10 protein-coding genes are annotated in these 14,817 nt (G+C 35.5%); 6 read left to right on the top strand and 4 right to left on the bottom strand.

What is annotated here, in order from left to right:
• Window positions 1-686 precede the first annotated feature (686 nt).
• Entirely contained in the window at window positions 687-1,433 is a 747-nt protein-coding gene (locus tag C8C83_RS09265) for a lysophospholipid acyltransferase family protein (protein ID WP_121328043.1), read from the top strand.
• Window positions 1,434-2,003: 570 nt separating this feature from the next.
• On the opposite strand, the gene recA is transcribed toward C8C83_RS09265, so the two are convergent.
• From recA to C8C83_RS09285, 4 genes are all read right to left on the bottom strand, one after another.
• Window positions 2,004-3,011: a recombinase RecA gene (recA, locus tag C8C83_RS09270; protein WP_099712749.1), complete on the bottom strand. Its 1,008-nt coding sequence runs from the start codon at window positions 3,009-3,011 to the stop codon at window positions 2,004-2,006.
• A gap of 169 nt (window positions 3,012-3,180) precedes the next feature.
• Entirely contained in the window at window positions 3,181-3,690 is a 510-nt protein-coding gene (locus C8C83_RS09275; RefSeq protein WP_099710090.1) for an acyl-CoA thioesterase, read from the bottom strand.
• Between the two features lie 129 nt (window positions 3,691-3,819).
• Window positions 3,820-4,203, bottom strand: coding sequence for a DoxX family protein (locus tag C8C83_RS09280; protein ID WP_121328045.1), 384 nt, complete (start codon window positions 4,201-4,203; stop codon window positions 3,820-3,822).
• A gap of 7 nt (window positions 4,204-4,210) precedes the next feature.
• Window positions 4,211-5,359: a DNA polymerase III subunit delta' gene (locus C8C83_RS09285; RefSeq protein ID WP_121328047.1), complete on the bottom strand. Its 1,149-nt coding sequence runs from the start codon at window positions 5,357-5,359 to the stop codon at window positions 4,211-4,213.
• Between the two features lie 434 nt (window positions 5,360-5,793).
• Here C8C83_RS09285 and C8C83_RS09290 point away from each other — a divergent pair, with 434 nt between their 5' ends.
• From C8C83_RS09290 to C8C83_RS09310, 5 genes are all read left to right on the top strand, one after another.
• Window positions 5,794-6,246 carry a hypothetical protein gene (locus tag C8C83_RS09290; protein ID WP_121328049.1) on the top strand — a complete coding sequence of 151 codons (453 nt, stop codon included), beginning with the start codon at window positions 5,794-5,796 and terminating at the stop codon, window positions 6,244-6,246.
• A 192-nt stretch (window positions 6,247-6,438) separates the two neighbouring features.
• Window positions 6,439-7,731, top strand: a complete 1,293-nt coding sequence (locus tag C8C83_RS09295; RefSeq protein WP_121328051.1) for a hypothetical protein — start codon at window positions 6,439-6,441, stop codon at window positions 7,729-7,731.
• A gap of 103 nt (window positions 7,732-7,834) precedes the next feature.
• Window positions 7,835-8,251 (top strand): hypothetical protein, encoded by a 417-nt coding sequence (locus C8C83_RS09300; RefSeq protein ID WP_121330001.1) that lies wholly within the window; start codon window positions 7,835-7,837, stop codon window positions 8,249-8,251.
• A complete protein-coding gene (gene sprC, locus C8C83_RS09305) occupies window positions 8,248-9,705 on the top strand; it encodes a gliding motility protein SprC (protein ID WP_121328053.1) in 1,458 nt (485 codons plus the stop codon). Before C8C83_RS09300 ends, sprC begins: the two co-directional genes overlap by 4 nt.
• A 1-nt stretch (window position 9,706) precedes the next feature.
• Window positions 9,707-14,689: a type IX secretion system membrane protein PorP/SprF gene (locus tag C8C83_RS09310; protein WP_121328055.1), complete on the top strand. Its 4,983-nt coding sequence runs from the start codon at window positions 9,707-9,709 to the stop codon at window positions 14,687-14,689.
• Window positions 14,690-14,817 lie beyond the last annotated feature (128 nt).

Raw genomic sequence — 14,817 nt, forward strand, 5'->3', positions numbered from 1 at the left:
TCGCAAAGCGCGCAAAGTTTTTTCGCAAAGTTTGCAAAGTTTTGTAAAGTGATATCTTAGATCACAAAGCTTTGCGATCTTATTGTTTGTAATTATAGATACGCTAAATAACTTCTTTTCCTTTGTGAAAAACCTTTGCGAGCTTTGCGGTAAAATCACACAAGGTTTTTCCGAAAAGTTTGCAAAGTATTGTAAAACAATATCTTAAGAATAAAGCTTTGCGATCTCATTGTTTGCAATTCATAGATACGCTAAATAACTTCTTTTCCTTATGCGAAAAACCTTTGCGAGCTTTGCGGTAAAATCACACAAGGATTTTCCGCAAAGTTTGCAAAGGTTTGTAAAATGATATCTTAGATCACAAAGCTTTGCGATCTTATTGTTTGCAATTATAGATACGCTAAATAACTTCTTTTCCTATGCGAAAAACCTTTGCGAGCTTTGTGGTAAAATCACACAAGGTTTTTCCGAAAAGTTTGCAAAGTATTGTAAAGCAATATCTTAAGCATACAGTTTTGCGATCTCATTGTTTGCAATTATAGATACGCTAAATAACTTTTTTTCCTTTGCGCACTTTGCGGTAAAAAACGCTCGTAAATCAATTTTCAACATACAAAGTCTAACTATTCAAAAAATCTAATGATCTAAAAATCTAAAATCATTTCTGATTTCTTACATTTGAAACCATGAAAGGAATTAAAATTGTTTTTTGGGTTTTATGGCGTATTTGGTTTTACATCTTAATGGCCATTCCGATATTGATTATGCTACCGTTTTTGCTGATTTCTATTATATCAGAGAGTGGATATCCCTATTTCTTTAAAATGGCCCGCATTTGGGCTAAATTCATCCTTTTCGGCATGGGTTTCTATTATAAAGTCGAACGAGAACAGAAGCTGATTAAAAAGAAAAGCTACATGATCGTAGCAAATCATACTTCAATGACCGATATCATGTTGATGTTGGCTGTAGTTAGAAATCCGTTTGTTTTTGTTGGAAAAAAAGAACTTTCGAAGATTCCGTTGTTTGGATTTTTCTATAAAAGAACTTGTATTTTGGTGGATCGAAATTCTTCGAAAAGTAAAAATGAAGTTTTCAAGAGAGCACAAAGTCGACTTAATCAAGGACTTAGTATTTGTATTTTCCCAGAAGGCGGAGTTCCGGATGATGAAACTATTTTGCTGGATGAATTCAAAGATGGCGCTTTTAGATTAGCAATCGAACATCAGATACCAATTGTTCCTATTGTTTTTGCGGATAATAAAGAACGTTTCTCGTATACTTTTTTAAGTGGAAGTCCAGGAAAAATGCGCGTAAAAGTTTTACCTTTTGTTGAAACAGAAGGACTTGGAAGTGAAAATAGAAAAGAGCTTCGTGATAAAGTAAGACAGCTGATTTATAAAGGTTTACTGGAATTTAAAAAAGAAAAGTAAACCTTAATTTTATAAAATAGAAACCCGACAAACCTTAAAATTTGTCGGGTTTTCTTTTGAATTAAAAACCCCCGTCTTTTATTCAAAGCTTATCGATGAATTATTTTTTCGGAAATAAACCGTAATACTTTTTTAAATTTTAATTTGGTTTTTCGGCGGTTTTTATTGTACAGCGCTTCTTTTTTTTTCTCTTTCATACTAAAAAAGATTAAACGGTTGATAATAAAGAGTTTGATTAAAACTCAAGTTAGTTTCGTAACAGCTTAGATAGTTAAAACCGAAAAAGGTTCAATGTAAATTGAAAATAAATAAATTAAAATGGATAAAAACCCGTTAGCACCAAATAAACTAACGGATTTTTAGGGAACAAACCAACCAAATTTATTCTAAAAAAGAACGTTTGAAATGGTACTTATGGCCAAATACCAAATCTTATGTCTAGTGTATAGATGGAAGTTTTTTAAAATGGTTGCGTCATTTTTTGATTTATTTTTAAAATAAAAAAAACCGACAAGATATTATCTTGTCGGTTTTGTAAAAATGATCAACAATTAGTTGATTTATTGTGTCTTAAGCGTTTGCCAATTCTTTGATATACGCTTTAATTTTTTCTTCTAATTCATCAGCTAATTCCGGATTATCTTTGATTAGGGCTTTTACGGCATCACGACCTTGACCTAATTTTGTATCTCCGTAGCTAAACCAAGATCCTGCTTTTTTAACGATTTCAAATTCAACCGCTAAGTCAAGAATTTCTCCTGTTTTAGAAACTCCTTCTCCGTACATAATGTCGAATTCGGCAGTTTTAAAAGGCGGAGCAACTTTATTTTTTACGATTTTAACTTTAGTTCTGTTACCAATAACGTTCTCACCGTCTTTAATTTGAGATGAACGACGAATATCAATACGCACAGAAGCATAGAACTTTAGGGCGTTACCACCGGTTGTAGTTTCTGGGTTACCAAACATAACTCCAATTTTCTCTCTCAACTGGTTGATGAAGAAAACAGTACAGTTTGTTTTGCTAATAGTTCCTGTTAATTTTCTCAAAGCCTGAGACATCAAACGTGCATGAAGACCCATTTTAGAATCTCCCATTTCACCTTCGATTTCACTTTTTGGTGTTAACGCAGCAACAGAGTCAATTACCACAATATCAATTGCTCCTGAACGAATTAAGTTTTCGGCAATTTCTAAAGCTTGCTCTCCATTATCTGGTTGAGAGATGATTAGGTTTTCAATATCTACGCCTAATTTTTCAGCATAATTTCTATCAAAAGCGTGCTCAGCATCTATAAAAGCTGCAATTCCACCCGCTTTTTGAGCTTCAGCAATTGCGTGTAACGTTAAAGTCGTTTTTCCAGAAGATTCCGGACCGTAAATTTCAATGATTCTACCTCTTGGATAACCATTTACTCCAAGGGCTAAATCAACACCAAGAGAACCTGAAGAAATAGTTTCTACTTCTACAATGGCTTTATCCCCCATTTTCATTACAGTTCCTTTACCGTAAGTTTTATCTAGTTTGTCAAGCGTAAGTTGTAGCGCTTTTAATTTGGCATCTTTTTCTGAACTCATCTCTTTTTTTTCTTTTTCTTTCATCTAAAATTTTTCTATTTTTTTCTCTTTCAAACATAAATCAGAAAATGAAACGACTTCCTGAATTAGATTTCTCTAGGCTTATAATTTTTGTAAAATTAGTTCTTTTTTTGAAGTTTGATTGTTCCAATTTGTACCAAAATTAGTACTATAAAAATAAAGCCTTTAATTCTGTAGCATCAGAAGGTTTTATTTTTCCTGCCAATAATAAACTCAATTGTTTACGACGTAAAGCAGCTTCAAAGCGCTGAATTTCAAGTTCCGTTTCCGGTATAATTGCAGGAACTTCGACGGGTCTTCCGGTGTCGTCTACCGCAACAAATGTATAGATGGCTTCGTTAGCTTTTGTTCTGTTTCCTGATTCGCGATCTTCTACCCAAACATCAATAAAAACTTCCATCGAACTTTTGAAAGATCTTGAAACTTTTGCTTCAACAGTTACAACGCTTCCTAAAGAAATTGCTCTGTTGAAAGCTACGTGATTTACAGATGCCGTAACTACGATTCGGCGTGAATGTCTGCGCGCTGCAATACTTGCTGCACGATCCATTCTGGCCAATAATTCGCCACCAAAAAGGTTGTTTAAAGGATTTGTTTCGCTCGGTAAAACTAAATCAGTTAAGATTGTTAGGGATTCGGAAGGATGTTTTGGATTCATTTTTTTTAAATGTAAAATTTTATTTTTTTGTCCGCTTTGCGAACACTTTTTTGCCACAGATTAAAATGATTTTAATGATTTCAATGATTTTTAAATCTTACTTTAATCTGTGAAATTAGTGGCATATTTTTAATTCAACCAATAAACGGCCATTACTGCCGGAATAAAATAAATAACAATGGTTCTCGCACCATCATAATCTTTGGCTAGTCGTTGTCCGAAAAGCATCATTAACAAACAGATGCAAGAAAATATAGCACCGTAAAAACCAAATTCGCGTCCGCTTTCTGTTAGTAATTGTATAGCACCAACTACACATAAAATTCCGGAAATTAATTCCAAAATCAAAAGATGAAGTAAGGCTAGGGGAACTTGATTTTTTAATATTGTCTGGGCAAAATGACCTTTAAGCCATTCGACATTGTCTTTCCAGTAGAATATTTTTTCATACCCTGATTGTAAGAACGTTAAGGCTAGAAAAGCCAATAGTAAAATAGAGGCAACATTATTCATTTGAAAATTATTTTTTATGAATTAAACGAGTCAATTTTATGGATAAATCGGTTAGGATAATTTTTGCATTTCCGTTTCTTTCAATGTGATACATAGCATCTGAAAGTTCTTTGAAAATTTCGTGAATGTTATTTCCGTTTACGAATGGAGCAAAATTTTCGAGTTTAAATTTATCGACTTTTGGTTCAATGTAAACTAAAGTTGGTGCCTGATAATTAAGCAAAAGCGCCTGACGAAACATTTCGATACAAAACTGAATGAATTTTTTCTGACTTTCACGACCTAATCCTGCTATTTCTTCGCTCCAGGAAATTAAATCCTGAATAGCGGCAGCATTTCCTTTTGCCCTAAAAGCAGCACGAACCCAATTGACAAACCATTGTTCGAAAGGATATTCTGAATCGTCTTCTTTTAATAGATGTAAGGCTTTACTGAAATTCCCTTGCGCTTGATGTGCAATTTTGAAGGCCGATTTTTCGTCGATGTTTTCTTTTGAAATTAAAGCTTCGGCGATTACTTTTTCCGGAAGTCCATTAAAGTGAATTACCTGACAACGAGAACGTATGGTTTGTATAATATCTTCTTCATTTTCAGAAATCAGAATAAAAATGGTTTTATCTGAAGGTTCTTCCAATAATTTCAAAAGCTTATTTGAGGCGGCGATATTCATTTTATCGGCCATCCAGATGATCATGATTTTATAGCCGCCTTCGTAAGATTTCAGCGAAAGCGATTTTAAAACTTCGGTTGCATCTTCGACACGAATTTCACCTTGTTTGTTTTGAACACCCAGAACTTTATACCAGTCAAATAATCCGCCGTAAGGCATTTCCTGAATAAATGTTCGCCAATCCTGAATGAAGTCTAAACTTTTGGGTTTTGTTTTTACATCCTCGGTCGTAACTGTTGGATATATAAAATGCAAATCGGGATGTGAGAGGTTTTGAAACTTCAAATTGCAGGAATCATTTCCGTTTGAGTTTTCGTTTCCTGTATTATTACACAAAATGTATTGCGCATAAGCAATTGCTGTTGATAATGTGCCACTTCCTTCTGGCCCAATGAATAATTGAGCATGTGGAATTCTTCCGGAAGATGCACTTTTTATCAAGTGACTTTTGATGTAATCTTGACCTAAAATTTGAGAAAATTGCATGAAGCAAAGATAGAAGAAAATGATAGAGGCAAAAATTTTAGATCAAAAGTTTACTCATTGGATTTCATTTCTGTTGTTATTGAAGTTTTGAATGTGGTTTTTTGCAGTTTGTTAACCAACTTTTGTTAATAAAGAGACGATTTGAAGGAGATATTAAGACTTTTTTGTTAATAGTTTTTTAAATAAAACGACTAACGTAATAGTTTTTTGGCTATTAATTAGGAATAAAATTAACTTTTAGTACTTAATATCTTACGGCTCGGATTTTAACAAATTTAACAAAAACCCCGTTAAAACGCACATTTTCTCGACATAAGACCCGATTTTAAGGTTTCTTTAAGCTTTTTTTTTGAAAAAAGAAATCAATAAAGTTGCAATTTAAGTTAAATTATATATTTTTGTTTGCATCAACAACCAATTATATCTAAGAATTTATGAAAGGGAAAATTATTTTATTAAGTACACTTTTTTTCTTGACGACTGGTGCTATTTCGGCACAAGCAAAAAACGCTCCAAGAAGTATTATTAGTACAACTGCACTTATCCGAAAATACCATGATCAGAAAGAATTAAGTGGTATGCAAAAAGGAGAATTGTTAGAATTGTACATCGAGCGTATTAAAGTTTTAGTTAAAACTCTTCCTTACATTGCGTTGGTTACTAAACCAGGTGTTACAATGGCAGACTTAGGTATTCCGGACGATTCTGAACACAAAAAAGTTTTAGATGCTCAGGCAGTGGGTACAACAAGTTTCTTAGATACGACAGTAGAATTTCAAAGAAAAATGATGCCGTATTCTGATAAAGGGAACTTGATCGCAGCAATTTTATTTTACGAAAGTACATTGAAATCATTACACGAGTTCAACGAATTGAATGAAATGTAATAATTAAAAATATTTTTTAAAACCTTTTTGAATTTGTTTACGTAGATGGTTGAGAACTTTCTGCGGCATTTTGAAAAAGAGATAAAAAACAACTCGTTCTCGAAGCGTTCTGGATTTTTTCAGGAAACTCGAGATGAGTTTTTTCATTTACGCATACCCAAATTTATTATTAACCCTAATACCCCCCTTATCATGAAAAAAATTACTCAAATGATTTGCGTTCTTTTGACGGTTACAAGTATGAGTGCTCAACAAGAGAAAGGAATTATGGGCTACAACAATTGGTTGAATAACTGGACCGAATTTAAGCCTAACAAAGTAGAGTATGGAGAAGCAAACCAAATTTTAGCAGGAAACATTTCTGTTAATACTAAATTGCTGAAAAGGAATATATACGTTTTACAAGGCAATGTTTATGTTACTAATAACGCTGTTTTAACAATTGAGCCTGGAACATTAATTATTGGTGATTTCGAAACAAAAGGAACATTGGTAGTTACAAAAGGTGCACAACTTATTGCAGACGGATTAGAAACTGACCCTGTCGTATTTACATCTAACCGCAGCCAGAAAAAAGCTGGAGACTGGGGTGGAATTGTAATTCTTGGAGATGCTCCAATCAATAAATTTGGAAATGTTGGTTCTTATAACCTGGATCTTGATCCTACACTTACTACTTACGGTGGTGATAACGCTGCAGGAAATTCAGGAGTTTTAAGATTTGTGAGAATCGAATTTGCTGGAAAAAAAGTTAAAGGTGTGGATACTTTCAATGGTTTGACTATTGCTGGTGTTGGATCTAAAACAATCTTAGAAAACGTTATGGTAAGCTACTCTGGTGGTGACTCATTTGCCTTTTTTGGAGGTGATGTAAATGCTACTAAATTAGTTTCTTATAAATCTATCAACGACGATTTTAAATTTACTCAAGGAGTACAATGTCGTTTATACAACTCATTAGCCGTTAGATCTTCTTACTTATCAAGTAACAAAGACGGTTCTCGTTGTTTGGAAGTAAAATCATTTGAAAAGAAAAATGAAACTGATTTTACTAAAAAACAAACTCTTGTAGTTGCAACAAATATCACTATGCTTAATGACAGTGATAATATCAAAGCTGATATTCAGTCAGGTTTAGTAAAAGAGGCTGTGTATGTAGCTGAAACTGCTTCTCTTGAGATGAAAAGAAGCGTAATTTCCGGATTTAATCCAGCTGTTTTATTAGATAGTAAAACAGAGATTAATGATGCCAACCTTAAGAAAATCAAATTTGAGGAAATGTACTTTAACCTATGTAACGGAAATATCTTTACTGAGTACAATTCTAACAACGAAGATTTAGAAAACTGGTACGGAAACAGTGTGTTCTTTAACGTTTATTCACAAAGTGATAACAAAGAGACATTCATTGATATTTTTAACCCTAAAAAACCAGATTTCAGACTGCAATTAGGAAAAATTACAGCCTCTAGCGGAAACAGATAAATAGATTTCGATTTTTATTTCAAAACGTAAATTTTATTAATAAAGTCCCCAGACACAATTTATGTATTCGTCTCATACGGACCCAAATAAAGATCAAGACATAATGGTACTATCTACAAAAAAATATTTCTTATATATAATATTTTTGGTTTCTCCTATGACGTTAAGTCTATATGCACAAAGTACAGCTGAAAGACCTGCAATTTCTACTGATTCTAACTGCAAATTAGACGCGTTTAATGCATTAAACCAAAAGAATGACATAGCTGATAATAACATCAGTAAATTAGAGAATTCTAATCATTGTATAGTAGGGCTATCCATCCCCAAGGATAGCTCTGCTGTTGCAAATGAAGTGAATACTCAGTCATCAAACTGTGACGAAAACTCATCGATTACTTATACATACTCAGCTCTTGCAAAAGATATTATTGAGAACTATAAGTATGATTTTTCAGAAACATTCATCGATATCTTGTTTTTTGAGCGTATAGATTTAGCAAGAACTCGCACTATATGATTCAAAAAATTACGCTATCTGCATTTCGTATTATCCTTTTTTTTAGTATTTTATTATGTACTGAAACGAATTCCTATGCTCAGACCAAAAGTATAAACCCACAGGTTTTAGCGTTTGACAGGATTTGTGCAGATAATACTACGCAGTATAATGCCACTTTTACTTATGCTGGTTTTCCGGCAGGAACTGTATTTATCGTAGAGCTTTCAACGAATAATTTTACAACTATTGTGACTGCAAATACAATAGATGTTTCAGATCCTGCAGTCAATCAAAAAACTATAAAATTTAATGTTCCGTCAGATCTTCCGGGATCTGACACTTATAGTCTTAGAGTTTCAACTACAGGTTTTTCAAGTGCAAAGTTTGTTTCTTTTGGCTTAAAAACCTCTTTTCCAATTTATTACAAAGCGCACGATAGACAGTATACGATAAACAACTTTAACGGTACTGCAACTTTTTGTGCCGGTGGAAGTATTTTGTTAACAATCGATCAGGATTCTACAACTCCACCAAATGACTCTCCTCTTAAGTATAGTTTTTTGACCTATAACTGGTTTAGAGATAATGGTGTTTCTACACCACCAACACTTGTTGCAGGAGCGACAGGACCAAGTTATAATGTTACAACTCCGGGAGTATATTACGTAGAAACTAATTACGGAACTTGTACTTCTGAATCTTATTCCAACCGTGTTACTGTTTCTTCATCTTCATCTGGATCTTCTGTTATTATAGATTCAAGTTTAGGAAATCCTTTTTGTGCAAATGGTGACGATACAATTTTAACGGCAACGGCGGGTAACAAATACCAATGGAAAAAAGACGGCGCTGTTATTACTGGAGCTACAAATCGTACTTATGCGACAAAAGAAGCTGGTAAATATAGCGTTGATGTTGATTTTGGAGGATGTGTTGCAACGGGATCAATTGATCTTAAAAGCAATGGTTTTAATGCAAGTATTGACGTTCCGGATGAGTACAAATTAAAAGAAGGTGAAATACTTGATGTTAACATTACTACAGATGCAACTAATCCAACTATTCAGTGGTTTTTAAACGGTAATGTTATACCGGGAGCAACAGGAATTAGTTATAAAGTAGCTACAATTGGAAATTATAAAGCAGTAATTTCTCAAACTGCAGGATGCGTTGTTACTAAAGAGTTTGCTTTTAAAATTAAATCTGATACAGCATTAGTTACTGATGTTATTCCTAACATACTTAAATTAAGCGGAGCGAATCCTTATTGGAATATTCCGGATGTATATAAAAATGATACTACAAAAATTATTATCATAAGTTCAAATGGTGACAAGGTTCTGGATGTCGTGAATTACCAAGGTGATTGGCCCCAGACAGCAATAGATTTTAAAAATGTAAATCCAGTATATTACTATGTCATTCAATCCGACACAGGTGAAAAAAAAGGATCAATAACTGTGATAAAATAATATGAAGAAAATTTTACTATTCATAACTTTATTTTACGGTTTTTCAAATGCACTCTATTCTCAGGACAAAAATGAGAATGGAGTTGTTTCGTTTTCGTTACCTATAAGAAATTCTTTAAAGTTTAATAGATATTTAATCAACCCTGCATTCAGTTTTGTTCGTGAGACAAATGCCTATGCAAGTTTTTATAATAAAAGACAATGGGTGCAATTTGATAATGCCCCACAAACTTATTTAGCCAATTATTCAGGTCGTTTTAGAGAGAATGAAGCATTTGCTTTTGGTCTTTTTCAGCAAAATTATGGTTTAATGACCGTGTTTGGAGGAATAGGAAACTTTGCTCATAATATCGTTTTGCAGGAAGACAGCAATCTAACTTTTGGTTTGAATGTAGGTTTTTACAAAAGCGGATTGGATCAGGGGAAAATAATCTCAGATGACCCAACTATTTTAAATGGTGATTATCCATCAAATATGTTGCTTACTGTAAATCCAGGAATTAACTACGGAACAGCATTTCTTGATTTTGGATTATCGATTAACAATTTAATCCTTTACAATTTTGGATCAGGAATCGTAAAAGACGATCCGGAAAGAGCAATAGAATTGCATGCAATGTACACTGGATACATTGACAGCTATGGCTTTTTTGAAAGAAGTAAATTTTCGGGAATTGTAAAAACAGAAGTAAAAAAAGATAAAACAGTTCTTTCAGGTCTTGCCATGCTTACACTTCAGCAAGGAGTTTGGGCGCAAGCAGGTTATAATACATTATATGGAGTTTCAGCAGGATTAGGAGTTAATATTTCGCCAAGTATTGCGATCGAATACAACTACGAAAGAGGAATGGGTAATTTCTCAAATCTTGGCGGTTCTCATGAATTTGCTATTGCATATAAATTCAAAAACAGAAATTACTATTACGGAGACGATGAAGAAGGTTCTCTTATAGATCCTGCAAAAGCAAAACCTGTTAAAGCGAAACCTAAACCGAGTACTCCGGTTACTCGTGTTGATGGAGCCGAAAAAGCAAGACTAGCTGCTGAAGCTAAGGCTGTTGCCGATGCAGAAGCGAAACAAGCAAGACTAGCAGCTGCCGAAAAAGTGAAGGCTGATGCCGAAGCTGCAGCAAAAGCAAAATTAGAAGCAGACAATAAAGCTAAAGCAGATGCTGAAGCTATCAAAATAAAATTAGCCGCAGATGCAAAAGCAAAAGCCGATGCAGCAGCAGCAGCGCGAGCACAAACTGCAACTACAAACAGAGCAGTTGGTGCAGCACAAAAAACACAAGCACAATTAACAGCTGATAAAGCAAGAGCCGATGCAGAAGCGCGCAGAATTAAATTAGCTGCAGATAATAAAGCAAGAGTAGATGCCGCTGCAGCAGCAAGGGCACAAGCAATTGCAAACAAACCTGCAGGACCAGGTTCAACAGCACAAAAAACACAAGCGCAACTTGCAGCTGATAAGGCAAAAGCAGATGCAGAAGCTATGAAAGCGAAGTTGGCTGCAGATAAATCTAAAGCAGACGCTGAAGCCGCAGCAAAAGCAAAAGCTGCTTCGCCACAAAAAACACAAGCGCAACTTGCAGCTGATAAGGCAAAAGCAGATGCAGAAGCTATGAAAGCGAAGTTGGCAGCAGATAAATCTAAAGCAGACGCTGAAGCTGCAGCAAAAGCAAAAGTTGCTGCGCCACAAAAAACGCAAGCACAATTAAATGCTGAAAAAGCTCAGGCAGATGCAGAAGCAGCAGCTAAGAAATTAGAAGCAGATAATAAAGCAAAAGCAGATGCAGAAGCATTAAAAGTTAAACTAGCTGCAGATGCAAAAGCAAAAGCTGATGCCGCAGAAGCGAAACGTAAAGCAGATGCAAAAGCAAAAGCTGAAGCCGCAGATTTACAATCGATTTTGGCTGCAGATGCAAAAGCAAAAGCAGACTCAGACGCATACCAGGCTAGATTGGCTGCAGAAGCGAAAATAAAGGCTGCTGAGGCAGTAAAAACAAAAGCGAGTATTGATGCAGCAAACAAAGCAAAACTTGCCGCTGCTGCGAAAGCAAAAGCTGCAGAAGATGCTGCATTAAAAGAAAAATTAGCTGCTGATGCAAAAGCAAAAGTTGATGCAGAAGCAAGACAAGCAAGACTTGCTGCAGAAGCAAAAGCAAAAGCCGACGCTGAAGCCTTAAAAATTAAACAAGCTGAAGATGCTAAAGCAAAAGCAGAAGAAGACATATTACAAGCTAAACTAGCCGCAGATGCAAAAGCAAAAGCTGACGCAGAAGCAATACAAGCAAAATTAGCTGCAGACGCAAAAGCGAAAGCTGATGCAGAAGCATTACAAGCTAAGTTAGTAGCCGACGCTAAAGCAAAAGCTGACGCTGACGCTCTAAAAGTAAAACAAGCTGCTGATGCAAAAGTAAAAGCTGATGAAGAAGCATTACAAGCAAAATTAGCTGCAGACGCAAAAGCGAAAGCTGATGCAGAAGCTCTACAAGCTAAATTAGTAGCCGACGCTAAAGCAAAAGCAGATGCTGAAGCTCTTAAAGTTAAACAAGCTGCAGACGCAAAAGTAAAAGCTGATGAAGAAGCACGTCAGGCAAAATTAGCTGTAGACGCAAAAGCGAAAGCCGATGCAGAAGCACTACAAGCTAAGTTAGCTGCAGACGCAAAAGCAAAAGCTGATGCAGAAGCATTACAAGCTAAACTTGCTGCAGATGCAAAAGCAAAAGCTGACGCAGAAGCATTACAAGCGAAGTTAGCTGCAGACGCAAAAGCAAAAGCTGATGCAGAAGCATTACAAGCTAAACTAGCTGCCGATGCAAAAGCAAAAGCCGACATGGAAGCTTTGCAAGCAAAATTAATAGCAGATGCGAGAGTAAAAGCTGATGCTGAAGCAACAGCAAAAGCGAAAGCTGATGCTGAAGCTAAAAAATTACAAGAGGCTGAAGATGCGCGTCAGGCAAAATTAGCAGCCGATGCAAAAGCCAAAGCTGACGCAGAAGCATTACAAGCAAAATTAGCAGCCGATGCAAAAGCAAAAGCTGATGCAGAAGCATTACAAGCAAAATTAGCTGCAGACGCAAAAGCAAAAGCAGATGCAGAAGCATTACAAGCAAAATTAGCTGCGGACGCAAAAGCGAAAGCTGATGCAGAAGCATTACAAGCTAAACTAGCAGCCGATGCAAAAGCAAAAGCTGACGCAGAAGCATTACAAGCAAAATTAGCTGCCGATGCAAAAGCAAAAGCTGATGCAGAAGCATTACAAGCTAAACTAGCAGCCGATGCAAAAGCAAAAGCTGACGCAGAAGCATTACAAGCAAAATTAGCTGCAGACGCAAAAGCAAAAGCAGATGCAGAAGCACTACAAGCAAAATTAGCTGCAGACGCAAAAGCAAAAGCTGACGCAGAAGCATTACAAGCAAAATTAGCTGCGGACGCAAAAGCGAAAGCTGACGCAGAAGCATTACAAGCTAAACTAGCTGCAGACGCAAAAGCCAAAGCTGATGCAGAAGCATTACAAGCAAGACAAGCTGCTGAAGAAAAAGCAAAAGTTGAAGAAGAAGCTCGTCAGGCGAAATTAGCTGCAGACGCAAAAGCAAAAGCCGATGCAGAAGCACAACAAGCTAAACTGGCTGCTGATGCTAAAGCGAAAGCTGATATGATTGCACTTCAGGCAAAATTATTAGCTGATGCAAAAGTAAAAGCAGATGCTGAGGCTACTGCACAATTACAAGCAGAAGAAGAAGCTAGACAATTGCAATTAGCAGAAGAAGCACGTCAGGCGAAATTAGCTGCAGATGCAAAAGCAAAAGCTGATGCAGAAGCATTAAAAGCAAAATTAGCTGCAGATGCAAAAGCAAAAGCTGACGCAGATGCATTAAAAGCAAAACAAGCTACGGATGCAAAAGCAAAAGCTGAAGAAGACGCGATCAGAGCCAGACAAGCGGCTGAAGAAAAAGCCAAAGCTGATGCAGAAGCATTACAATTAAAATTAGCTGCAGATGCAAAAGCGAAAGCTGATGCGGAAGCTTTACAAGCAAAATTAGCTGAAGAAGCTGAATTAAAAGCTAAGCTTGCTGCAGATGCAGCAGCTGCAAAAGCTGCTTCAGCTCCTAAAGATGATACAGCAAAAGCAATTGATAATTTGGCTTTATCTATAGAAAATTCAGGAAAAGCACAAAGCGATATATTGGCACAGTTTAATGCGACAGTGGCTAACAAACAAAAAGACCTGAACGACTTAAAAGAAGAAAATGACTTAAGTGATAAAGGAATTTATAAAGAGCCTAAACCATTCAAAAGTGTTGCTGCAGAAAATAGTCAGTTAGAAGCATTAAAAAACCAACTTGCTGACGCAAACAGAATGCAAAAAGCAGAAATTGACAAGTTGACTAATTTATATAATGAAAGACTTAAAAAAGTACCGAATAAAAATGATGCTTTAAATAGAGCGTATCTGGAAAAAATAAACCAATTAAAAGCAGCACAAATAAAAGCAGAACAAGATAGTGCAGCATTACTGGCAGATTTAGAACGTATTAAAGCAGAAACTGAAATCGAGAAAAAACGTAGAATTAAACGTGCCGCTTACGAAAATGATCAGGGAAGATATGCACAGGACCTAGCAGCTCTAAAACGTATTAAGGAAACAACAAAACCAAGTAGTACGCCATTAACTGCAAACGATTTTGATTTTGGAGAAGATCAGTCAAACATGCAGATTATTAAGAATATTAAAAATTCTGATAGTGGTTATTATTTGATTATCGCGGTTCACAGCAGTGCCGAAAAAAGAGATGAATTCCTTGCCAAAGCGGTTGCCGCAGGACGTACAGATGTTAATTTCTTTTATAATATAACAACAAGTAAATACTATATCTATTACGAGAAATTTGAAGGTTTATCTGAAGCAACTAAGGCATTAGAAGCAAAAGGAAGCAAACCATATAATGGAAAAATGGCTATCGTAAAAGTTGAGAATTAATAAGAATTAGATTTGAAGTTAGCCTTCTTTGTGAGTTAAGAAGGTTCATAATTATAAATGTTTAAGAGTGCTGTAATTTATTTTTTGATGCCCCTTGAAGAATAAAGTAAAAGCCAAAACAAAAGAAG

This window comes from Flavobacterium sp. 90 (assembly GCF_004339525.1).
GTDB lineage: Bacteria > Bacteroidota > Bacteroidia > Flavobacteriales > Flavobacteriaceae > Flavobacterium.

Bases quoted from the DNA above. Each gene is read 5' to 3' on its own strand.
- C8C83_RS09280 (WP_121328045.1), bottom strand. From the start codon at position 4,203: ATGAATAATGTTGCCTCTATTTTACTATTGGCTTTTCTAGCCTTAACG.
- C8C83_RS09265 (WP_121328043.1), top strand. From the start codon at position 687: ATGAAAGGAATTAAAATTGTTTTTTGGGTTTTATGGCGTATTTGGTTT.
- C8C83_RS09300 (WP_121330001.1), top strand. From the start codon at position 7,835: ATGGTACTATCTACAAAAAAATATTTCTTATATATAATATTTTTGGTT.
- recA (WP_099712749.1), bottom strand. From the start codon at position 3,011: ATGAGTTCAGAAAAAGATGCCAAATTAAAAGCGCTACAACTTACGCTT.
- C8C83_RS09275 (WP_099710090.1), bottom strand. From the start codon at position 3,690: ATGAATCCAAAACATCCTTCCGAATCCCTAACAATCTTAACTGATTTA.
- C8C83_RS09290 (WP_121328049.1), top strand. From the start codon at position 5,794: ATGAAAGGGAAAATTATTTTATTAAGTACACTTTTTTTCTTGACGACT.
- sprC (WP_121328053.1), top strand. From the start codon at position 8,248: ATGATTCAAAAAATTACGCTATCTGCATTTCGTATTATCCTTTTTTTT.
- C8C83_RS09295 (WP_121328051.1), top strand. From the start codon at position 6,439: ATGAAAAAAATTACTCAAATGATTTGCGTTCTTTTGACGGTTACAAGT.
- C8C83_RS09285 (WP_121328047.1), bottom strand. From the start codon at position 5,359: ATGCAATTTTCTCAAATTTTAGGTCAAGATTACATCAAAAGTCACTTG.
- C8C83_RS09310 (WP_121328055.1), top strand. From the start codon at position 9,707: ATGAAGAAAATTTTACTATTCATAACTTTATTTTACGGTTTTTCAAAT.